The sequence below is a fragment of the Salinimonas sediminis genome (assembly GCF_003429285.1).
Taxonomy (GTDB): domain Bacteria; phylum Pseudomonadota; class Gammaproteobacteria; order Enterobacterales; family Alteromonadaceae; genus Alteromonas; species Alteromonas indica.
The window spans coordinates 3,281,188-3,302,696 of the sequence record NZ_CP031769.1; the positions used below are offsets into that span (position 1 = coordinate 3,281,188).

The 21,509-nt window shown below is 51.0% G+C and carries 18 protein-coding genes and 1 other RNA gene; 8 read left to right on the forward strand and 11 right to left on the reverse strand.

Features of this window, described 5'->3' with window-relative positions:
• Positions 1–12: 12 nt before the first annotated feature.
• Positions 13–1,092 carry a glycine cleavage system aminomethyltransferase GcvT gene (gene gcvT / locus D0Y50_RS14475; RefSeq protein WP_117317601.1) on the reverse strand — a complete coding sequence of 360 codons (1,080 nt, stop codon included), beginning with the start codon at positions 1,090–1,092 and terminating at the stop codon, positions 13–15.
• A gap of 138 nt (positions 1,093–1,230) precedes the next feature.
• Between gcvT and D0Y50_RS14480 the strand changes: the two genes are divergently transcribed.
• Positions 1,231–2,085: a LysR family transcriptional regulator gene (locus D0Y50_RS14480; protein WP_117317603.1), complete on the forward strand. Its 855-nt coding sequence runs from the start codon at positions 1,231–1,233 to the stop codon at positions 2,083–2,085.
• A gap of 22 nt (positions 2,086–2,107) precedes the next feature.
• Here D0Y50_RS14480 and D0Y50_RS14485 read toward each other — a convergent pair whose 3' ends face one another.
• The 5 genes from D0Y50_RS14485 to D0Y50_RS14505 all read right to left on the reverse strand — a co-directional run bounded on the left by D0Y50_RS14485 (position 2,108) and on the right by D0Y50_RS14505 (position 7,809).
• Positions 2,108–3,400, reverse strand: coding sequence for a M24 family metallopeptidase (locus D0Y50_RS14485; RefSeq protein WP_408640660.1), 1,293 nt, complete (start codon positions 3,398–3,400; stop codon positions 2,108–2,110).
• A gap of 110 nt (positions 3,401–3,510) precedes the next feature.
• Positions 3,511–4,683 (reverse strand): FAD-dependent monooxygenase, encoded by a 1,173-nt coding sequence (locus D0Y50_RS14490; RefSeq protein ID WP_117317605.1) that lies wholly within the window; start codon positions 4,681–4,683, stop codon positions 3,511–3,513.
• Positions 4,684–4,695: 12 nt separating this feature from the next.
• Entirely contained in the window at positions 4,696–5,895 is a 1,200-nt protein-coding gene (ubiH, locus tag D0Y50_RS14495) for a 2-octaprenyl-6-methoxyphenyl hydroxylase (RefSeq protein WP_117317607.1), read from the reverse strand.
• Between the two features lie 4 nt (positions 5,896–5,899).
• The gene (gene pepP, locus D0Y50_RS14500; protein ID WP_117317609.1) at positions 5,900–7,210 is read right to left on the reverse strand and encodes a Xaa-Pro aminopeptidase; all 1,311 of its coding nucleotides are present in this window, start codon (positions 7,208–7,210) and stop codon (positions 5,900–5,902) included.
• A gap of 32 nt (positions 7,211–7,242) precedes the next feature.
• Entirely contained in the window at positions 7,243–7,809 is a 567-nt protein-coding gene (locus D0Y50_RS14505) for a UPF0149 family protein (protein WP_108567580.1), read from the reverse strand.
• A 386-nt stretch (positions 7,810–8,195) separates the two neighbouring features.
• Here D0Y50_RS14505 and ssrS point away from each other — a divergent pair.
• From ssrS to serA, 7 genes are all read left to right on the forward strand, one after another.
• Positions 8,196–8,378: non-coding RNA, 6S RNA (gene ssrS, locus D0Y50_RS14510), on the forward strand.
• Positions 8,379–8,400: 22 nt separating this feature from the next.
• Positions 8,401–9,297 carry a ribokinase gene (locus D0Y50_RS14515; protein ID WP_108567579.1) on the forward strand — a complete coding sequence of 299 codons (897 nt, stop codon included), beginning with the start codon at positions 8,401–8,403 and terminating at the stop codon, positions 9,295–9,297.
• Positions 9,298–9,310: 13 nt separating this feature from the next.
• Complete coding sequence (locus tag D0Y50_RS14520) at positions 9,311–10,252, forward strand: nucleoside hydrolase (protein ID WP_108567628.1); 942 nt, start codon at positions 9,311–9,313, stop codon at positions 10,250–10,252.
• Between the two features lie 430 nt (positions 10,253–10,682).
• Positions 10,683–12,272, forward strand: coding sequence for a GAF domain-containing hybrid sensor histidine kinase/response regulator (locus D0Y50_RS19910; RefSeq protein WP_117317611.1), 1,590 nt, complete (start codon positions 10,683–10,685; stop codon positions 12,270–12,272).
• Positions 12,273–12,282: 10 nt separating this feature from the next.
• Positions 12,283–12,924: a 5-formyltetrahydrofolate cyclo-ligase gene (locus tag D0Y50_RS14530; protein ID WP_117317613.1), complete on the forward strand. Its 642-nt coding sequence runs from the start codon at positions 12,283–12,285 to the stop codon at positions 12,922–12,924.
• 148 nt (positions 12,925–13,072) lie between these two features.
• Positions 13,073–13,729: a ribose-5-phosphate isomerase RpiA gene (gene rpiA / locus D0Y50_RS14535; protein ID WP_108567576.1), complete on the forward strand. Its 657-nt coding sequence runs from the start codon at positions 13,073–13,075 to the stop codon at positions 13,727–13,729.
• Between the two features lie 140 nt (positions 13,730–13,869).
• Positions 13,870–15,099 carry a phosphoglycerate dehydrogenase gene (gene serA, locus D0Y50_RS14540; RefSeq protein ID WP_108567575.1) on the forward strand — a complete coding sequence of 410 codons (1,230 nt, stop codon included), beginning with the start codon at positions 13,870–13,872 and terminating at the stop codon, positions 15,097–15,099.
• A 2,589-nt stretch (positions 15,100–17,688) separates the two neighbouring features.
• Here serA and D0Y50_RS14545 read toward each other — a convergent pair.
• From D0Y50_RS14545 to D0Y50_RS14565, 5 genes are all read right to left on the reverse strand, one after another.
• The gene (locus D0Y50_RS14545; RefSeq protein ID WP_108567573.1) at positions 17,689–18,435 is read right to left on the reverse strand and encodes a DUF481 domain-containing protein; all 747 of its coding nucleotides are present in this window, start codon (positions 18,433–18,435) and stop codon (positions 17,689–17,691) included.
• A 139-nt stretch (positions 18,436–18,574) separates the two neighbouring features.
• A complete protein-coding gene (locus tag D0Y50_RS14550) occupies positions 18,575–19,372 on the reverse strand; it encodes a DUF481 domain-containing protein (RefSeq protein ID WP_232366271.1) in 798 nt (265 codons plus the stop codon).
• A gap of 79 nt (positions 19,373–19,451) precedes the next feature.
• Positions 19,452–20,273, reverse strand: a complete 822-nt coding sequence (locus tag D0Y50_RS14555; protein ID WP_108567571.1) for an HDOD domain-containing protein — start codon at positions 20,271–20,273, stop codon at positions 19,452–19,454.
• A gap of 56 nt (positions 20,274–20,329) precedes the next feature.
• The gene (locus D0Y50_RS14560; protein ID WP_108567627.1) at positions 20,330–20,608 is read right to left on the reverse strand and encodes a DUF1289 domain-containing protein; all 279 of its coding nucleotides are present in this window, start codon (positions 20,606–20,608) and stop codon (positions 20,330–20,332) included.
• 91 nt (positions 20,609–20,699) lie between these two features.
• Entirely contained in the window at positions 20,700–21,407 is a 708-nt protein-coding gene (locus tag D0Y50_RS14565) for an SIMPL domain-containing protein (protein WP_117317615.1), read from the reverse strand.
• Positions 21,408–21,509 lie beyond the last annotated feature (102 nt).

Here is a 21,509-nt window from a genome sequence, read left to right on the forward strand (position 1 = left end):
TGAAGTTAATCGTTATAAAGCGCTTTTACCATTGCGTACAAAGCAGGGCTTAACCACATCTACTGTAACCCACTTTTTGCGCATTTCCACCTCTACCGTTGCCGGGGTGCCGGCAGGAATTCGTGCCATTGCGATAGCGTGGCCTAAGGTAGGTGAAAATGTACCGGAGGTGATGACACCTTCGCCGTTATCTGTTTTAATTTTCTGGCCAGCGCGCAATACGCCTTTTTCTTTCATAACCAGCCCCACCAGCTTATCGGTTCCTTGGGCTTTAAGTGTTTCCAGGGCCTGACGGCCAACAAAGTTACGCTCGGCCGGTTCCCAGGTAATGGTCCAGCCCATATTGGCGGCCAGGGGTGATATGGTTTCATCCATGTCCTGACCGTACAAGTTCATACCGGCTTCCAGGCGCAACGTATCACGCGCGCCCAACCCACACGGTTTCACCCCTGCGTTAAGTAATTCTTGCCAAAACTGAGCCGCACGAGCCACCGGCACCATAATTTCATAGCCGGCTTCACCGGTATAGCCGGTGGTGGCGATAAACAAATCTTCAGCCTGCACACCGTAGAAGGGTTTCATTCCCGCCACTGCTTCTTTTTGCGCTTCGCTGAACAGGTTAGCGGCTTTGTCTTTTGCGCCCGGCCCCTGCACCGCCAGCATTGCAAAATCTGGCTTTTCAGTGATTGTGACGGCAAAGCCTTCGGCTTTTGACAACAGCCAGTTCATGTCTTTTTCGCGGGTAGCCGAATTCACTACCAAGCGATAATTAGTGGCATCAAAATGATATACAATCAGGTCATCTACTACGCCGCCAGCCTCATTCAGCATTCCACTGTAAAGCGCTTTGCCCTTGTCCTGTAGCTTAGCGACATCGTTGGCCAGCAAGTAACGCAGATAAGGTCGGGCCTGTTCGCCCGTCACATCTACTATCGTCATATGTGACACATCAAACATGCCAGCATCTTGGCGCACGGCGTGATGCTCTTCAATTTGCGAACCATAGCTGATGGGCATTTCCCAACCGAAAAAATCCACCATTTTCGCACCGGCTTCCAGATGCTTGGCGTGAAGCGCAGTTTTGCTGCTCATACAACGCAACCTTATGTGAGTGTATAAATGAGAAGTTCAGTATAGGGGGGCAATATAAGCGGAACAAATTGGAATTTTTTATCATTACATTTAAGATTGTAATGTATCTGTCGTTGCACATCAGAATTTTAAATCAATATGAAACAGCTTTCCTTAGATAATTTACGCACCTTTGTCAGTGTCATCGAACAGGGCGGGTATGCCAAAGCTGGCGAGCTGCTGGGCCGCTCCCAACCCGCTATTAGCCTGCAAATAAAAAAACTTGAAGCCCAGCTGGGGCGCAAGCTGTTTACTAAAGTAGGTCAGCGGCACACCCCTAGCGCAGATGGCAATTGGTTGTACTCGCGGGCCAAAGAACTATTAGAGTTAAACGATGCGGTGTTCCGGGCTTTAACCCCTGCGCCGCTAAGCGGCCGTTTACGCCTGGGGATCCCTAACGAGTTTGCTTCTACCCTGCTGCCCGGCCTGATTGGTGAGTTTTCCAAACGCTACCCTGATGTGTCGTTGGAGGTAACCTCAGCGCTGAGTCGCGATCTACTACATCAAAGCCGGCGCGATAGTTTCGATTTGATTTTGGCTTTGGCTAATCCGCATGAACAAACCGAAGGTGAAGTCGTGCTGCAAGATGACATGGTGTGGGTAGGCGATGCCACCCGGCCCTTTGCGGCTGAAAATATTTCGCTGGTGTTGGCCCCGGATGGATGTGTTTATCGTAGCCGGGTAATCGAGTTGCTGAAACAACAAACGAAGGCCTGGAAAATAACCTATACCAACGCAGATTTATCCGGTTTGGTTGCGGCTATCGGGCAGGGATTGGGTATTACTGCCCTGGCTCGGTCAAGTATGCCCGACAACCTGGCAATACTTACCCACCCCAACCTGCCAAGGCTGGGGAAGGTCAATATTTGCCTGTATAATCAGGACACCCAGCATCCGGTAGTCAGCAAAACCCTGGCCGAATTTTTCAAGTCACGCCTGACCGGTGGGCATTAAAGGCGTAACCCCGGGTGCAACGTTAGCCGCCCAGTTGCAGGGGGGCCAGCTTACCGAGCGGTTCGCTCAGGCTTTGCGGCGGCTCGGTAAACCATTGAGGGCCTTCTTTAGTCAGATAAATACAGTCTTCCAAACGTACCCCAAATTCGCCGGGCAAATAAATACCTGGTTCATTAGAAAAACACATTCCGGCTGCCAGCCGGGTAGTTTCGCCATGGACAAAGTTCACCCGTTCATGGCCCTGCATGCCAATGCCGTGGCCGGTACGGTGAGATAATCCGGGTAACTGATAGCCGGGCCCATAGCCGTGTTTTTTATAGAGTGCACGCACAGCGTCATCTACGCTACCCGCCGTATTTCCCAATTGCGCTTGTTTGAATGCAACCTGCTGGCCGTCGCGTACGCTTTGCCAGACTTTTTGTTGCTTTGAGGTGGGTTCGCCAAAGACAAACGTGCGGCTGATATCGGACTGATAGCCCTGCACTGCACAGCCACAATCCATTAATACAACCGAGCCCGGTTTTAGGGTTTGTTCCTGGCGGGTGCCATGGGGATAAGCGCTGGCTTCGTTGAACAGCGCCATAGTCCATATATCGCTGCCCCCCAGCGTTTGCTGAGCACTGTGCATTAAGCGCTTTACATCAGCCTGGCTCATGCCTTCTTCGAGCCGCTCATACACATGGGTATAGGCTTTTAGCGTCACTTCATTTGCTTTATGCATGAGCGTAAGTTCATGATCGCTTTTGAACATCCGACAACCCAGGGTAACCGGATCAGCTGAAACGTTTTGCATATCCGGCAGCGCAGCCATCAACCCATCTAACACAAAGTAGCGCACTGTAGACTCAAACCCCAGTTGCCCTTTATCCAGTTTGCGAGCTTTAAGCCACTGACTGATTTGCTTAAACGGACTTTCGTGCTCTTGCCATACCTGAACATCGTTTCCCACCTGCAGGGATTCTTTCACACTGGGAGCTTCAAAAAACGGCGTGATAACGCTGATGTCGCCTTCACGGGGGATCACCACGGCAGTAAGGCGTTCGCTACGCCACCAGTTAATGCCAGTAAAATAATCCATCGCCGCGCCCGGCTCCAACACCATAGCGGCCATATTATGGCTAGCCATTAACTGTTGGGCTTGGCGGATACGTGCCTTGCGTTCAGTGGCGGTAATCGGTTTAACCGAAGCCGTGATGTCGGCCAGTTTGGTGTCAGTGTAAAAAGGTTTTTTGGCTGATTGTTGCTGGGCATAAGACAACATCGGCATAGTTGCCAGCCCGGCCCCGGTAAACTTTAAAAAAGCGCGCTTATCCACACCGTTCGCTCCATGATACTTAAGTAGATCTCTACTATGCGGCGGCGCGTGGCGTATTGCAAACCCTTAACGGATGAAGGGCCAAAAGCGCCCTTCTCTTACCACAGATATCACCATCCCATGGCCTGCTCAATCAGTTTGCGCTTAACCGCTGGCAGCTGATTAGTGAAAGCCAGACCAGAACTGCGCACTAATTTTTTGAGCGGGTTATTGCCTTCAAATAAATGTTTAAACCCATCCATGGCGGCAACCATTTTCATCGCTTCCGTTTTGCGGGCGCGTTCAAACGCACGTAAATACCTATGCCGACTAATATTTTTACCCTGCTGCTGCAGGTTTTGCAGATGTACAGCCAGGGCTAACGCATCCTGCATACCTAAATTGGCGCCCTGCCCCGCTAAGGGATGAATGGTATGCGCAGCATCACCAACAATAACGACCCCATTATCCGCCCATTGGCGGGCATAGCGCATAGTAAGCGTGAACATATGCCGCTCACTGGCAAGAGTAACCGGGCCCAGCGCACTGTTTATAGTAGCGGTTAACGTTTGGGCAAAGGCCTGCTCCTCCTGTTGCATTAACGCCTCGGCGCGCGCCGTTTGCTGTGACCACACGATGGAACACAGGTGCGGGTCTGCCAACGGTAACAGTGCCAACGGCCCCTGCGGGGTAAATACCTGGCGTGCCGTCGCCCCGTGAGGCTGAGCCGTTTTGACCGTGGCCACTATCGCATTATGGGCGTAATCCCGAAATGTAATCGGAAAACCTGCGTGGCGGCGCACCATCGAATTGGCCCCGTCAGCCCCAACCAGCAGTTGGCAGGCAATGACATCATCGTTATCCAGCATCAGCATGGTTTCTTGTTCGCCGGTTAATATTTTATCCACCCCGGCTTGTATGCTTACCACATTAGCAAGGCTGTCTACCTGCTCGGCCAAAGCATTGGTAAGCACCTGATTCTCAATAATATAACCCAAATTATCGGTGCTTAAGTCACTGGCATGAAAATGAATATGTCCAAAGCTGTCTTTGTCCCATACATGCATATGCCGGTAACCCGCCACCCGTTTATCGGGCAGGCGCTGCCACACGCCAAGCTCAGCCAAAGCCTGTTGATTAACCTGATTAATAGCACTGACCCGCAACAAAGGTTGGTCAGGTATGGGCGCGGCGAGAGGTGCCTGGCTAATGACCGCCACCCGTAAAGCAGAGTTTGCCAACGCAGCGGCCAGCGTCAGCCCCACCATGCCCGCGCCAACTATTGCAATATCTACTTTCTGCATTGCTTAATTCCTTTACATTTCCGGCCCGAAGCCGGTAGTTCGTTGTACAAACGCCTGTTGCATCATCCGGCTATTATCCAGGGCAATAAGCCCGGCATTACGGGCTATTTTAAGCGGCCCATGCCGGTTTGAGAACCCACGCACCAAGGCGTCGGTCAACCATATCGTGTCCTTTCGGTCATGCTCGCGCGCTCGGCTATATGCCCGCAAGGTAGTAAAGGCGCCCGGGTCGGCTGCCTCCGCCAGTGCGTTCACCAGCCCCAGGGTATCCCGTAAGCCAAGATTAAACCCTTGCCCGGCAATGGGGTGTAGCGTTTGTGCAGCATTGCCTGCCAGGGCCACCCGGTGGCTGGTAATACTGCCGGCGGTTTCCAGCGCCAGTGGATAGCTTGCCCTTTTGCCAATTCGCCGAATACTGCCATGGCGAAAACCAAAAGCCCGCTGTAACGCGCGGGTAAAGCCGGTTTTATCCAGGCTCTGCAAATAATCGGCTTTGTCGGCTGCCACTGTCCACACCACCGAAAAGCCACATCCTGTGTCATTTTCACCGCTATTAAACGGTAAAAAAGCCAATGGGCCATCGGGAGTAAAGCGTTCATAAGCACAGTAATTATGGGGTTTGCTCATTATTACGTTACATACCAGCGCCACTTGTTCATAAGGCTGCTGTTGACGTTCGATATTAAGCTGGCCAGCCAGCGTAGAGCGACCGCCATCGGCCAGCACCAGCAGTTTTGGCGTAAGGGTCTGGCCATTCGTTAAGGTCAGTGAGACATGCTGTTGGTGCTGCTGGGCCTGCACTACCGTTTGGCAGCTTAAGTAATGTAGGCCGGCCTGTTGATTATGCTCGCTTAACAGACGGCCTAACCGGCTCAGCGCGGTGACCTCGCCAAATGAAGCAAGCCGAAACTGCGCCGCGCTCAGGTGACACAGCCCGGTGGCCCCGTGTTCTGATACCTGAATCGTTTTAATTGGCTCGCTGCGGGCCTCACGGGTATCAATACCCATGGTATTTAACGCCGCTACCGTGCGCCGCGCCAGAGCGATAACGCGGGCGTCAAAACCCGGGTGCCGCTGATTGTCGGCATGCTTAGCTGGCGCCGGGTTGGCATCTATCACAGTGACCGAGAAGCGGGTATGGTGCAATAAACCAGCGGCCAATACATGGCCTACTATGCCGCCACCTACAATTACAATATCTGTCTGATTCAAGGCGTTATCTCTTTAGCAGGGCCTCTATGTCGGCTACCGTTTTAGGCACATCCGCGGTAAGAATTTCAATACCGGTAGCAGTAATGGCCACATTGTCTTCTATACGTACGCCAATACCCCGGTATTGTTCATCTACCGGTGCATCGCTGGGAATATACAGACCGGGTTCAATCGTAAGCACCATGCCGGGCTTTAGTGGCCGGTCTTCACCATTAACCCGATAATCACCGACATCGTGTACATCGAGGCCTAAAAAATGCCCCAGGCCGTGCATAAAATACGCCCGCCACGTTTGTTCAGCCAGGTTATCTGCCACACTGCCCTGCAACAGGCCAAGCGCAATCAAGCCTTCCGTCAGCACTTCAATAACACGTTCGGTGGCGGCTTTGAGGGTGACCCCGGGGCCAATAAAATCAAGCGCGTTTTGCTGGGCCTTAAGCACCAACTCGTAAATGGCTTTTTGCGGGGCACTAAAGGTACCAGAAACTGGAAAGGTGCGGGTGATGTCTGCCGCGTAGCCCATGAACTCGGCGCCGGCATCAATCAACACCAGTTCGCCGTCGGCCAACGCTTTACTGTTCTCGGTATAGTGCAGCACACACGCGTTAGCGCCGCTGCCCACAATAGTGGCGTAGGCTGGCGCGCGTGCGCCCGCCATCGCAAACTCATGGTGAAGCTCGGCTTCCAACTGGTATTCGTAGACGCCGGGGGCGGCAAACTGCATCGCGCGGCAGTGCGCCTGAGCACTGATTTGACAAGCAGCTTTCATTACTGCAATTTCACAGGCCGACTTATGCAAGCGCATTTCATGTAACAATGGTCTGACATCAACCACCGCAGCAGGGGCAAGGTTTTCTTTAGGCGATTCGCGCAGCGCCCGCAACGCAGAGCTTACCATCTCATCAATAGCCGGCTGGCCGCCTTGGGCAAAATACAGATTGTCGTGGCCCATTAACCAGTGCAGCAACACCTCCGGCAGTTCATCCAGCTCGTATACTTCATCCAGGTCAAAGCGGGCCAACGCCATATCCGCGCCCAATCGCCGGCCTTGCCAGATTTCCGCATCAGGATCTTTAGCCTGGCATACCATCGCCCGACAACGTTGCCCATGACGTTCATGATTAGATAGCAGCAACCAGGTATCCGGCTCGTTAAAGCCGGTTAAATACCAAAAATCACTGTCCTGGCGAAAAGGATATTCAGTGTCGCGACTACGGGTAATCATAGTCGCGGCAGGTATAACACACACACTGGAGGGCTTACATTGCGCCAATAAACGCTGCTGACGGGCTATAAATTCCTGCTGGCTGATCATAACGGATTACTCATATCGGGCTTGTCCGGAGGTTAATGAACTGAGGGTTTGTCTTGCTGGTCATCCAACAAAGAGCGGCCTAGCTCGCTATAGCATAAAAGCGCCGATACTTTTACATACTCAATGACCTCGCTAAGCGCACGTTCAGACGCTTCATCTTCATCCATTGGCTCTTCCATGCGCGAGATATCTGAAAAATCTTGCAGCGCTTCTTTAACATCAGCTGAGCATTGACCAAGCTCCTGCTGGTGTAGTCCAAACCCCAGCATAAAGCCTTGCACCCAGTTAATCAGTGCCAGCCCACGGTCATTGATAGGGGCCTGGTCATCAGGCAGCATCATTTGCAGGCTAAACTCACCTTCCAGCAATTGTTCTACCGTTTGGGTGAACAGTTGCTCCAGTTTAAAGCTTAGCGCTGAAGAAAATGGCTCGGCCTCGTTGGTAGTATCGGCCAGCACTGCCTGCCACTTCTGGTCTGTTAGTGACATGCCCCCACATAACATTCCGCACAATATGCCGTGAACTTCGGCGGCATCGGCGTTTACTGAATCCTGAAACAGCGCATTTGTTACACTGTCATAATCTATCTGTTTGTCCACGCGCACTACCCTTAGCGTAAAGCATTAAATTTTCTTCTTCATGCTAGCAAAAAGCGGCTATAAAACCCAGCACTGGCCACTTGCTTAGCAAATGTCCAACCAGTATTAAATAATCCAATCTACCCTTTCGTTACCGGCCTCAATGCATTAAGATCTTATGGCAAGCTGTTTCTTTGACCATTTGGTTAAGTTTTGGTTGATATTTTTCATTCCGATAACATAATCAGGTCATCGCTTCTGGCTGGCGTAGTCACATGTTGTTAAGGTGTGAGTTAGCCGGTCAGTGTCTTAAGACGAAGGCGACAGAGAAATTTCCCGTACAAAATAATGATCTCTTCACGAGACAGTACGTTTGATATACCCTGTTGCGCTTGTTATTTAATCAATGTCTCCTGGGATGTTTGCCAGCTCATTCATGTCCCTGGCCGATGCTTTTTTAAAAGGAAGTTGAACTCGTAACTACTGTGCAAGCTCGGCTCGTATCGAGAAGCCTACGGTTATGATGATTCTTCCGCCGTGAACCTTTCGGCTCACGGGCGAACGATGGGCAGCGGCATTCTGGGAGACGCCCTCTTTCGACGAGAAGAAGAAATGGCTGTAATTAATTTTGGGTCTATCAATATTGACCACGTGTATTCGGTGGATCATTTTGTACGCCCTGGTGAGACTATTGCCTCATCAAACTACCAGCAACTATTGGGTGGCAAAGGTGCCAACCAATCCATCGCGCTCGCTCAGGCAGGTGCTGATGTAAAACACGTCGGTAGCATTCACGAATCGGATGCAGGCTTTAAACAAACTCTGATAAAAAACGGTGTAGATTGCCGCTATGTCAGATGCCACGACGTACCCTCAGGTCATGCTATTATTCAGGTAACCCCCGGTGGCGAAAATGCCATCGTGTTATTTGGTGGCGCAAACCAAACCATTACCCCTGATATTGTTCAAAAAGCCCTGCTTGATACCCGCGATATGGACTGGGTGTTAACCCAGAACGAAACCAGTTGTATTGACGAAGTGCTTAAGCAAGCCAAAGCCAAAGGCCTGCGGGTTGCATTTAACCCGGCGCCGATGAGTGAGTCGGTCAAGTCGTTGCCGTTGGATTGTGTGGATTTGCTGATTGTTAATGAAACAGAAGCTGCGGCCGTCACGGGTAAAGAAACCCTGGATGACATTATTGAGGTGTTCAAAGCTCAATGGCAACATGCTGAGGTGCTTATTACACTGGGCAAAGAAGGCGTACTAATGATCACCAAAGACGGCATGGAACGGGTACCCGCTTTTGTGGTAGATGCAGTGGACACCACCGCCGCTGGCGACACCTTTATTGGTTACTTTTTATCCGCTTACAGTAGTCATTCAGGCGCAAAGCAGGCCTTACGCCGCGGCTGTGCAGCGTCTGCAATAACCGTTACCCGCAAAGGGGCTGCACAATCTATCCCTTCGCAAAAAGAAGTCGATCGCTTTTTAGCAAAGCATGGTCAGTGATACAGAGAATTTTATGACACACAAAATAATATTAGATACCGACCCGGGTATTGATGATGCAATGGCTATCTTTTTTGCCTTCCAGGCACCTGAAATTGAGGTACTGGGCCTGACCACCGTTTTTGGTAACGTACCGGTCGACATGTCAGCTAAAAATGCTATTACCCTGTGCAAACTGGCAGAACAGGACATTCCTGTGACTAAAGGGGTTGGTATGCCCTGGGTAGGGCCGGAATCATCGTATGCCCATTTTGTACATGGTGACGATGGCTTCGGTAATATTGATTTCCCGGCTATTGAAGGCCAGTTAGATCCGCGCAGCTCTGCTCAGTTTATAGTGGATATGGCGCGACAGTACCCAGGGGAAATAACCCTGGTGGCCATTGGCCCGCTAGGTAATCTAGCGTTGGCCCTGCGTTTGGAGCCTGAGCTTCCGAAGCTGGTTAAAGGCGTTAGTATCATGGGCGGTGCAGCGTTTGTACCGGGCAATGTGACCCCGGTGGCCGAAGCGAATATCTGGAACGATGCCCACGCGGCTGAGATTGTATTTGCCGCCGACTGGGAAGTTACCATGTTTGGGCTGGATGTGACTAACGCCGTACGGTTCAAAGCACAGTTTGTTGAAACCCTCGCCGAGAAAAATAAAAAATTAGGCGGCTTTGTACGTGATGCAGCACAGTTTTATATCGACTTTTACACCAAAGAAGGTGATGAACGGGTATGCTGTTTTCATGATGCCTTCCCGCTGGCGCATTTAATTAAGCCAGAATTGTTTGAGCTCACCACCGGCCATGCGCGAGTAGCGACGGATGAATTAAACCGCGGGGCAACCATTGTGGCCCCGCCGGGCACCACCGCCAGCCCGCTATGGACCGGCGCACGTAAGGTGCATGTGGCTACGCAGGTAGACCGCGACGGATTGGAACAGTTGTTTATCGATACCTACGCAAAGTAGGGCCGAAGCCGCAATACCATGCCGGTAAGTTAAATACTGCATTTGCGTATTTAACTTACCGGCTTTTTATTGGAAAATTTAAATAGCCTCAGTATCTTCGGGCACTACCGGCGGGCAATAACGCCAGCCAGTATTGACGTACTCCGGTTACGTTTATTTGTTACCAGATATGTCCCCAGCGCCGTTCCATAGTCCCTGGCTCATCCCCGCTTGCCTATGTATAACGGGCAGCTACGCCTATTCTTTGCTTAAAAGCCAACCCCGCAGACGTAGCTTGTTTCATTCAGATGCAACTAAAGTTCACTCGTAAACAATGGAAGAATTATTTATAACCTCCTATATTTTGACAAAGACACGCTTGCTGCTTTAGCGCCTGGCAACCACGTGGTGTTTTTTTGTTAGCCCTGATGTCATAAAGAGACCTTAATCTGTGGAAACTCCACCCGCGCCATTTAACGAAGATCAGCGACTTGCAGAGTTACTGAGTTACGAGATAATGGATACGTCCAGCGAAGATGTGTTTGACCAGCTAACCGCCCTGGCATCACAAATTTGTGGTACACCCATTGCGCTGATAAGCCTGGTTGACCAGGACCGCCAATGGTTTAAATCCAAAATTGGTTTAGATGCTCAACAAACCCATCGTAACGTAGCATTTTGTGCTCACGCCATATTGCAGGACCAAATGCTGGAAGTGACTGATGCTCAGCAGGATCCGCGTTTTTCGGATAATCCGCTGGTCACCGGTTATCCGAATATCCGTTTTTATGCGGGCACCCCGTTAGTGTCGCCCCGGGGTTTTGCGTTAGGCACCCTGTGTACCCTGGATAATAAGCCGCGTAAACTGGATGCCAATCAACGCAAAGCGTTATCTACGCTCGGCGCAGCGGTCATCGCACAAATGGAACTACGCCGGAACAGCCGGGAATTACAGCGCTCCATTGAATACAAAGACAACTTTCTGTCTTATTTAAGCCACGAGATACGGACCCCCCTGAACGCCATTGCTATGTTTAGCCGCCAATTGGGCCAGCAGGTGAACCAGCTTAATTTACCGCTTTCGGTGGGCGACGCCGTGCACCATATACAAACTGGTGGTGACCGCTTACTGGATATCGTTGATTCAGTATTAAACGTAAAACAGATGAAGTCAGGGCGGCTGCTGTCTATCCCCCGCACTGTGGTGAGCAAAGATTATCTGGCCAATTTATTCAACCTGCTGCAGTCGCTCAATACACATACCAAGCTAGGCTGGGTGCTGGATAGTAGCTGCCCGCGCAATATGATTGTGGATGACACTAAACTGAGTCAGATAATCAGCATCTTAGTAAATCACTGTAGTAAACGGCTGCCTGCTGATGAGCAATTGTTATGTGAGGTAACCTTTTCGCCAGCTCAGATTCACTGGGTGTGCCGCGCCCTAAGTCCGTTGTTTAGTGAACAGGATTGTCAGTTTTTAAACGCACAGCATCATCGTTTTGATGAACAATTTCATATCAGCGAAAAGTTTCTGGATTTAAGTATTTGTAAGAATTTAATTGCCTTATTGGATGGCCAGCTAACCCTCATTACCGAAAATGAACTGTCGTTGGCAATACCCTTGGGGATCTGTGCTGCCCCCGTGGCGACAGCAAACGATGCGCCCACCTTACACATCAAGCCTGAGCAGCATTTGCTGATTGTTGAAGATAACGAAATTAACCAAATTGTAATTAGCTCACTGATGGATGAACTGGGTATTTCCCATGCGCTGGTATCTAACGGTGAAGATGCTATATGTGCAGTAAGCCAGGGGCGGTTTGATTTAATTATTATGGACATTGGACTGCCGGGTATCAGTGGACTGGAAGCGACCGAAACTATCCGCGCCAGCCACCCTGAATTACCTATTGTGGCGCTTACCGCTGATGCGGTAACCGACCGTGACTATATGCTTTCAAGCGGGCTAAATGCTATTTTGACAAAACCCATTGCAATGAACGAACTCATCCGTATGCTAAACCATTATTTAGCCGCCTGATGAGCCCTTTATGCCGGATAGCTTTGAGACCGAACCGGCACGTAGCCCATTACGTGCCGAGTTACGTCAACAACTACGTCAAGCGCGTCGCGCATTAACGCCCCACCAGCAACAGCAGGCGGCCATTGGTATCTGCCAGCAACTTTTAGCAGTGGAGCCATTTCAGCAGGCTGCGTGTATTGCTACGTATTTAGCGAACGATGGCGAGCCAGATCTTGCCCCAGTGTTGGAATTTTGCTGGCAACAACAAATAACCACTACCGTGCCGGTATTACATCCTTTCACCCGTAAACACCTGTTGTTTTTGCGTTATAACCCTACCACGCCCATGCGGGTTAACCGGTTCAACATTGCTGAACCGGTACTGGATTGCCAGCAAATACAGCCGTTATCCCGGCACCATGTCATACTGATGCCTTTAGTAGGGTTTGATAAGTTGGGGAACCGGCTTGGTATGGGGGGCGGTTTTTATGACCGAACTTTAGCGGTAACGTCCATGCAGCCAGACGCTCGACCGTTATTCATCGGGGTGGCCCATGATTGTCAGCAGGTCGCGTTATTACCCATGGCAAACTGGGATATTCCGTGCGACCTAATAGTTACCCCTACCCGGCTAATCAAGCCGGCCCCACCGGCAAGCCGCGCAGGCTGATCTGGGCCCTGCCCTGCACGTACAGCCCTGAACCGGGCTTTACTTTACCCAGAATGTTATGAGCATGAATCAGCACTAACAAAGGGGCGCCGTTAGCGGTAAACTTTGCCCACTAATTTGCCACAGAACACCGGTTGGGGAGACCACAATGGATCAGAACGCAAAAAAACAGGCGGTAGCCAAAGCTGCACTTACCTATATCAAAGCGGATAGTGTGGTTGGCGTAGGTACTGGCTCCACGGTTAACTATTTTATTGATGAGTTAGCCAGCATGAAAGATCGTATAGCGGGTGCGGTATCCAGTTCGCAAGCCTCTACCGAACGGCTCAAGGCGGTGGGTATCGAGGTGTTTGAACTAAACGATGTAGACAACCTGGGCGTGTATGTCGATGGCGCGGATGAAGTCACCGAACATAAGCATATGATTAAAGGCGGCGGCGCAGCTCTGACCCGGGAAAAAATTGTTGCCGCGGTGGCTGACACTTTTATTTGTATTGTTGATAACACCAAGCAGGTGCCGCTACTGGGGGCCTTTCCGTTACCCGTTGAAGTGATTCCTATGGCGCGTTCTTATGTGGCCCGGGAACTGGTTAAGCTGGGCGGCGATCCAGTCTATCGCCAGGGTGTTACTACAGATAACGGCAATGTGATTATCGATGTGCACAACCTGACTATTTTAAACCCGCGTGAGCTGGAAACCAGCATTAACAACATTGCGGGTGTGGTAACCAACGGTATTTTTGCACTGCGCGGAGCTGATGTGGTGTTGTGTGCTACTGAAGAAGGTGTAAAGACCTTCGATTAGGGCTTAGCCTGGGGGGTTAGCCCCGGTAAATAACAACAACCGCAGATAGCGCTTTGCAGCGTTTCCAACATCTGTTATTTTAACCATTTAGACGTCCAGATGTCTTTTTCACAATTCACTTAAGGTTGAGATTCAAAGCAATGAGTAAAGTTTCGTTACCGAAAGATAAAATACGCATACTGTTGTTGGAAGGCGTGCACCAAAGCGCTGTAGATACCCTGCAAGGTAATGGTTATACCAACATTGAGTATCTTAAAACCTCGTTGCCTGAAGAAGAATTGATTGAAAAAGTGCGTGATGTGCATTTTATCGGTCTGCGGTCGCGTACGCAGTTAACCGAAAATGTTATTGATGCCGCCCAAAAATTGGTGGCGGTGGGCTGTTTTTGTATCGGGACTAATCAGGTTGACTTGGTAGCCACCCAAAAACGCGGCATCCCGGTGTTTAACGCCCCCTTTTCCAATACCCGCTCGGTTGCCGAGTTAGTGCTGGGCCAGATTATCCTGTTGCTACGCGGCATTCCTGAGAAAAATGCAAAAGCACACCGCGGCGAGTGGGACAAAAGCGCCGCTGGGTCGCTTGAAGCGCGGGGCAAAACACTCGGTATTATCGGCTATGGGCATATTGGTACCCAGTTAAGTATTCTGGCCGAACACTTGGGTATGCGGGTACAGTTTTTTGATATCGAAGACAAACTGGTACTAGGAAATGCCACCCAGGTTAAAAGCCTGGAAACCTTGCTTAGTACCTCTGATGTGGTGTCGCTGCATGTACCTGAAACTGCCACCACGCACAACCTGATAGACGAAAACGCATTAGCACAGATGAAGCCCGATGCCATATTGATTAATGCTTCTCGGGGCACAGTGGTAGATATTGATGCTTTAGTGGCAGCTCTTACAGACAAGCGCTTAAGCGGCGCGGCTATCGATGTATTCCCGGTAGAACCCAAATCAAATGGTGAAGAGTTTGTATCGCCCTTACGCGAGTTCGATAATGTTATTTTAACCCCCCATGTGGGCGGCAGCACACTTGAGGCCCAAGAGAACATAGGCGTTGAAGTGGCGGGGAAACTGGCTAAGTATAGCGATAACGGTTCCACCCTGTCGGCGGTTAATTTCCCAGAGGTTTCATTGCCAGACCACCCGGGCCGCTCCCGTTTACTGCATATACACGAAAACCGTCCTGGTGTGATTATGCAAATTAACGGCACCTTTGCAGAGCGCGGCATCAACATTGAAGCCCAATACCTGCAAACAACGCCTGATATTGGCTATGTAGTAATTGATGTCGAGGCAGATAAAGCCTACGACGGTTTAGCCCAGTTGCTTCAAATAGATGGCACCATTAAAGCGCGTTTGTTGCATTAATAGTCGGAATAAGAAAAAGGGGCCTTCGGGCCCCTTTTTTATGTTTTGTCTTCTTTTATTGGTTTTATCCCTGCGGGCCGCAAGGTTTATTTGGCTGTTGCCGGGTTGCTGCCACAAGTGGGCATAGCTTATTTGAATTACTTTTTGGTTTTACATCCGGCTTCTTTGGGCAGTTTTTGCTTTAGCGGCTTTTGTTGGTGTTATCCCTGCGGGCCGCAAGGTTTATTTGGCATTTGCCGCGTTGGCGGCGGCAACCAAGGGGAAAACGTCGTTCCCCTTGGGAATCCCCGGACGCCCCTGCCGTGTGACAACATTCCCCTATCCGCTCAGATGCCGGTCACCGACCACGACGGGGCTTCCCTGCCCCGGCCTGGTCTGACTCGGGCTCCTTCCCTCGTCTGTCCGGCATTTTTCCTGACCGGATTGGGGAATCCCACGACAAGGGGGCATGAGTGGATGGACTTACGTTTTAGCTTTACATCCGGCTTCTTTCGTTAGTTTTTTGCTTTGGCGGCTTTTGTTGGTTTTATCCCTGCGGGCCGCAAGGTTTATCTAGCTTTTGCCGCGTTGGCGGCAGCAACCCAAGGGGAACACGTCGTTCCCCTTGGGAATCCCCGGACGCCCCTGCCGTGGGTAAGCATTCCCCTACCCGCTCAGATGCCGGTCAACGACCACGACGGGGCTTCCCTGCCCCGGCCTGGTCTGACTCGGGTTCCTTCCCTCGTCTGCCCGGCATTTTTCCTGACCGGATTGGGGAACCCCACGACAAGGGGGCATAGGTTATCTGAATTACCTTCTGATTTTACATCCAGCTTCTTTGGGCAGTTTTTGCTTTAGCGGCTTTTGTTGGCTTTATCCCTGCGGGCCGCAAGGTTTATCTAGCATTTGCCGCGTTGGCGGCAGCAACCCAAGGGGAACACGTCGTTCCCCTTGGGAATCCCCGGACGCCCCTGCCGTGTGACAGCATTCCCCTACCCGCTCAGATGCCGGTCACCGACCACGACGGGGCTTCCCTGCCCCGGCCTGGTCTGACTCGGGTTCCTTCCCTCGTCTGCCCGGCATTTTTCCTGACCGGATTGGGGAATCCCACGACAAGGGGGAAACAGCAAGAGCTACAGAGATCTCTGCTTTGCCTGCCCATCAAACGTATTGGGCTCCCCGGCAGATAAGCAAACCGAAGCCTAGACAGGGATGTCGCAGGCAAGGCTCGCCGAAACAGGATGTTGCGTCGAGCCTGGTTCGGATTGCCTGACGGGGTGAACAATGGCTTACGTTTGTCAGGGCCTACATGGGGAGTCCAGAGGGGCCGTGGCGGCCCCCTCTGGTTGCCGCCGCCAACGCGGCTAATGCTTACTACAAACACCGCAGCCCGCAGGGATAAGTCTAAAATAATCAGCAGGCCTACAGGGTTACCAGGGAAACGCAGGATGTTGTGCCGAGCCTGGTTCGGATTGCCTGACGGGGTGAACAATGGCTTACGTTTGCCAGGGCATACAGGGGGAGTCCAGAGGGGCCGTGGCGGCCCCTCTGGTTGCCGCCGCCAACGCGGCTAATGCTTACTACAAACACCGTAGCCCGCAGGGATAAATCCACAATGAAAAACTGGCCTAAAGGGGAGCGTTCAGGAGCCTGACAGATAAGCTAGCCGAAACCTGGTCAGGGATGTCGCAGGCGGAATGTTATAGATGAGTCTCGCCGAAACAGGATGTTGCGTCGAGCCTGGTTCGGCTTGCCTGACGGGGTGAACAATGGCTTACGTTTGTCAGGGCATACATGGGGAGTCCAGAGGGGCCGTGGCGGCCCCTCTGGTTGCCGCCGCCAACGCGGCTAATGCTTACTACAAACACCGCAGCCCGCAGGGATAAGCCTAAAATAATCAGCAGGCCTACAGGGTTACCAGGGAAACGCAGGATGTTGCGTCGAGCCTGGTTCGGATTGCCTGACGGGGCGAACAATGGCTTACGTTTGCCAGGGCATACAGGGGGAGTCCAGAGGGGCCGTGGCGGCCCCTCTGGTTGCCGCCGCCAACGCGGCTAATGCTTACTACAAACACCGTAGCCCGCAGGGATAAATCCACAATGAAAAACTGGCCTAAAGGGGAGCGTTCAGGAGCCTGACAGATAAGCTAGCCGAAACCTGGTCAGGGATGTCGCAGGCGGAATGTTATAGATGAGTCTCGCCGAAACAGAATGTTGCGTCGAGCCTGGTTCGGATTGCCTGACGGGCTGAACAATGGCTTACGTTTGCCAGGGCATACAGGGGAGTCCAGAGGGGGCGTGGCGGCCCCTCTGGTTGCCGCCGCCAACGCGGCAAATGCCAAATAAACCTTGCTGCCCGCAGGGATAAACCTAAACCAACCAACAGGCCTACAGGGCAGCTCGGAGGAACCCGGCAGCCCCTCTGGTTGCCGCCGCCAACGCGGCTAATGCTGATTAATACCACCGCTGGCCGCAGGGATAAACCTAAATCAACCTCTAGGGATAGACTCAAATTCACCAGCAAATTTACTGAGTCAACATCCAACTCCACATGGCTCGCATAAAAAAGCCCCCGTTAACGGAGGCTTGAAGATAAATAATAAAAATTAACTTACAGGAAGTTATACACCAACGTCACAGCTGATTCAGTGTCCAGTTTTTCCTTATCAGAATCCACATCAGTGTTGTGGGCAAACGACACGGATACTTTTAATGACAGATTACCACTGATAGAGGCAGTCAGCGCAGATTCAGCAGCAGATTTGGTGTTTTCTTCACCCACTTCAGTACTGATTGTCTGAGTAAACTTGGCGGTATCTGAAATTAACCACTGAAATGCACTGGAGGCACGAACGATGAAACTGTTTTGCGATTCGCCATCGTCTGTTTCGTTGAATGCGTAACCCGGACCAATTGAGTATTCCAGTGACGTATTGTCATTCTGCCATAGTTTTTGGTTCCAACCCGCAGCAAGCGTAGACTGGTAATTGTACGAACTAAAACGGTCATCTTCATACGATGCGAAACCAAACAAACGATAATCCGGGTTAGCCAGCTTGTAGTTTGCCTGGGCCTGGCCGCCAAATTTTTGCGCCGAGGTGCGGTCTTCATCTTCACCTAAATCGTTTTCTACCGATTCCTGCTTATACAGGCCGCTGATGCTGTAGTCATTGCTCCAGCGTTCCAGTTCCTGATGCGATTCCAACGATGCATTCACAGACGTCGTATCTGTGTTACCTGTGGTAAAGATAAAACCAAGTCCACCTTCCAAAGTAAAAGGCTTTTGCTTGGTTTGCGCCATTGCTGTACCAGAAAAAAGCGCTCCGATCACCGTTGCAGCTAATACTGTTTTGTTCATGTGTTTCCTCATGTAAGTGCTTTAAATCAAAATTGAATGTGAAAATGCGTAATGACGTACAGGCCGTTACGGGTAATTTTTTATTATGCCTGTCAACCAGGCGTGCAGTACGCTTACTGCGCTGGGCGTTGCCCTATTATTAGAAGAAGCGATATACCACTGTCAGCGATGTTTCTGTATTTAAATTAGGCACACCCTGAAGCGGCTGCGTTTCAAACGCCGCCACAAATGAAAGCTTCATTGCCAGAGAATCAAATAAATTAGCTGAAAGCGCTGTCTCAGAGCGGGTTTTTATATTATCGGCGCCCACTTCAGCGCTTAAAAATTGCCGAAATCTGGAACCAGTATACCATTGATACTGATATTCGCTTGAGGCTCGCAGAATAAAACCGTTATTTACATTGGTCTGCGTGCCATCTTCGGCCGAAACAAAACCGTAACCCGGCCCGACGCTGTACCTAAACATGCTTTCATCGGTATTCCAAACCCGTTGCGACCAACCGCTCGCCAGGGTAGCCCGATAATCATAGCCATTAAACTGGTCGTTTTCATAGTCACCATACATGAAAAACCGGCGCCCGGGGGTTTGTAATTTGTAATCAAACTGAGCTGCGCCGTAGAAACGCTGGGCACTCACTTGATCTTCGGTCACGCCGTCGTTCTCTACCTCGATTTGTTTGTACAGTAATACTGCCGAGTAATTGTTGTTCCAATGGCTGGTTTCCTGCTCAGAAGTAATCGCCGCCTTCAATGAAAATGCATCGGTATTACCGGTCGCATTAAGCACACCTAACTCGCCATCCAGCGAAAACAGGTCTTCCTGTTCATTCTGGTTGTAGGTAAAGTCAGTATGATAGAGGGTTTGAATCAAATTTTTGTCGGCGGCATAGGACGGTACACTGCCACACGCAATGACAGCCAGGACCCATAAACGCATTCTGGATTGGTTTTGCATACAAGATGATTCAGTTGTTGTTATTTAGCGCTGATTATTATTCCATCCGTGGTCTTGTTTATTAGTAGATAAGAGATGACACCTTGTCTGTCTCCTTGTTGGCATACGTTACCACATTTGCAATGATCTCGGCCTCTACTGACAGACTATTGGCTATGGCCGGCGTGAAAAGTTCAATATTACTGAATTCAGCAGGCTTTAGCTCGCGAATTGTAACCCTTCTGGCACAGGCTAACAAAGCGATATCCTGCTCAGTTCGTTGTTTTTGCTCGTTATGTAGATACTGCACCGGATAATATAATGGCATGGGTAACTGCCACTGCTCCATAATGGTGCCGCTTAAGGCCGCAAAATTAAACCCGAACAGTGCTTGCTGCCGCTCCCAGGGTAAGCCTTTCTTTTGCTGCACATACTGCTGATACAACGCAGGTTCTGCCTTAGCCATAACCAGTTCGCTAAGATTAAGCAAAATACCGGTGACAAAAAAGCGGTCACTGCCCCGAATACCTACCGTTTTGGCCAGATACTTGGCTGCCATACCGGTATAAACTGACGATTGCCAGTGATCATCCAACCGAACCATCGGCGTGTCGAAAGCTTTAAACGCGGTATTGGCCGTTTCAGCTACCACCAGATTGTATAAGGCTTCCCCGCCGATAACACTGACCGCTTTGCTGATAGAGTCCACTTGCGCCGGGAAACGAAATAGCGCGCTGTTCGCCAGCTTAAGGATTTTTGCGGTAAGTGAAGGGTCGACGGAAATTAGACGGGCAATATCGTCGCTATCGGAATGGCTGTCGTCTAAAACATCACGAATGCGCAGGCAAATATCCGGCAACGTAAACGACTGAGTGGCAAAGTTGGCGTATTTATCTAAAGACATTATTATTCCATTATCCGCTTGGCTGCACATAGGTAAGCACGCGTGCCTCAAAGGCTTTAGCGGTCATCAAACAAATCAAACTGCGTGGGTGCGTCGGCCGGCGGGGTTCCCGTCTTACGAGCCCGGCGCACAGCGGCCTGTTTACGTTTAACGCACGCCGCCACAATAGTTCGACGGGTAGCGGCATCCACCTGTAACCAGTACAGGCGTTCTTCACGGCTTCGAAAACACCCCTTACAATACCCGCGTGGCCCGGATTGACAAACTCCGATACACGGGCTGGGTACTTCAAAAAACTCAAGTTGTGACGACATGGAAGACGTAGGGTCTGCCATCAGGTTATCCCTGTTTTGCCCATTAATCTTGTTGTAAAACAGTATAGCAGCATTCACACCACATTGAATATGAGCGCCTGATACACAGGTATTAATCCACCAAAGTATACTGAATAGTCGACACCACCCTAACCTTTTTTAGGTGCGGATGCTGCTGGTCGCGCGGTGTAATTGAAAACTGCCCCTGATTTGCCTGTTTAATTTTACCCAATTGGCTGGCTGAATCGTGGGCAAACTTTTGCGCCACTTGCCTGGCGTTCAAGGTAGCTTGTTCCACCATGGCAGGCTTGAGCGCATTTAACCCGGTAAATTCATACTCAGCCTGTCCGTTATACCCGCCAGCCAGCACGATCCCCTGGTTAATCAGCTGTCCCGCTGAACCCATAATTGCGCGCACCTGCTCCACTTTACCGGTGTACACGGTTACCGTGGCCGTGCCTGTGTAGCGAAATTGCACGCCCTGACCGGCGCCGTATTGACTGGCCAGTTTGTCGATAATCCCCGGCTGTCCGGTAGTTATCTCGGTGGGCGAAATGCCCGCCTCGGTTAAAAAATCCACGATGGTTTTTGTTTGGTGCTCAAGAGTGGCATAAAGCGCGGGTATATCGTTATCTGCTACATTAAAGGTAAGTGGCCAGATAACCGTGTCGGCGGTCACTTCCTGTTCGGCCAGGCCCTTGACGGTTACCACCCGGTCCCACGCTTTAAGCTCAATTACGGTGCGCCCGGCCAGCAGGCCCAGGGTAATCATGCCAGCAGTAAATCCGCCGGCTAAAATAGCTGCGCTGGTTTTATGCATTCTGTGGTGTCCTTACATTTATCGAAACACATCCAGTGTAACGGCTAATCAGGCAGCGAGCGGGATGAATTATGGCAATTTCCGGGCGGGCTGAAATATACC

Excerpts from the sequence above, each read along its gene's own strand:
- D0Y50_RS14480 (WP_117317603.1), top strand. The coding sequence starts at position 1,231 with ATGAAACAGCTTTCCTTAGATAATTTACGCACCTTTGTCAGTGTCATC.
- D0Y50_RS14545 (WP_108567573.1), bottom strand. The coding sequence starts at position 18,435 with ATGAACAAAACAGTATTAGCTGCAACGGTGATCGGAGCGCTTTTTTCT.
- pepP (WP_117317609.1), bottom strand. The coding sequence starts at position 7,210 with ATGATCAGCCAGCAGGAATTTATAGCCCGTCAGCAGCGTTTATTGGCG.
- rpiA (WP_108567576.1), top strand. The coding sequence starts at position 13,073 with ATGGATCAGAACGCAAAAAAACAGGCGGTAGCCAAAGCTGCACTTACC.
- D0Y50_RS14490 (WP_117317605.1), bottom strand. The coding sequence starts at position 4,683 with ATGCAGAAAGTAGATATTGCAATAGTTGGCGCGGGCATGGTGGGGCTG.
- D0Y50_RS14530 (WP_117317613.1), top strand. The coding sequence starts at position 12,283 with ATGCCGGATAGCTTTGAGACCGAACCGGCACGTAGCCCATTACGTGCC.
- D0Y50_RS14550 (WP_232366271.1), bottom strand. The coding sequence starts at position 19,372 with ATGCGTTTATGGGTCCTGGCTGTCATTGCGTGTGGCAGTGTACCGTCC.
- serA (WP_108567575.1), top strand. The coding sequence starts at position 13,870 with ATGAGTAAAGTTTCGTTACCGAAAGATAAAATACGCATACTGTTGTTG.
- D0Y50_RS14515 (WP_108567579.1), top strand. The coding sequence starts at position 8,401 with ATGGCTGTAATTAATTTTGGGTCTATCAATATTGACCACGTGTATTCG.
- D0Y50_RS14555 (WP_108567571.1), bottom strand. The coding sequence starts at position 20,273 with ATGTCTTTAGATAAATACGCCAACTTTGCCACTCAGTCGTTTACGTTG.
- D0Y50_RS14560 (WP_108567627.1), bottom strand. The coding sequence starts at position 20,608 with ATGGCAGACCCTACGTCTTCCATGTCGTCACAACTTGAGTTTTTTGAA.
- D0Y50_RS14520 (WP_108567628.1), top strand. The coding sequence starts at position 9,311 with ATGACACACAAAATAATATTAGATACCGACCCGGGTATTGATGATGCA.
- D0Y50_RS14565 (WP_117317615.1), bottom strand. The coding sequence starts at position 21,407 with ATGCATAAAACCAGCGCAGCTATTTTAGCCGGCGGATTTACTGCTGGC.
- gcvT (WP_117317601.1), bottom strand. The coding sequence starts at position 1,092 with ATGAGCAGCAAAACTGCGCTTCACGCCAAGCATCTGGAAGCCGGTGCG.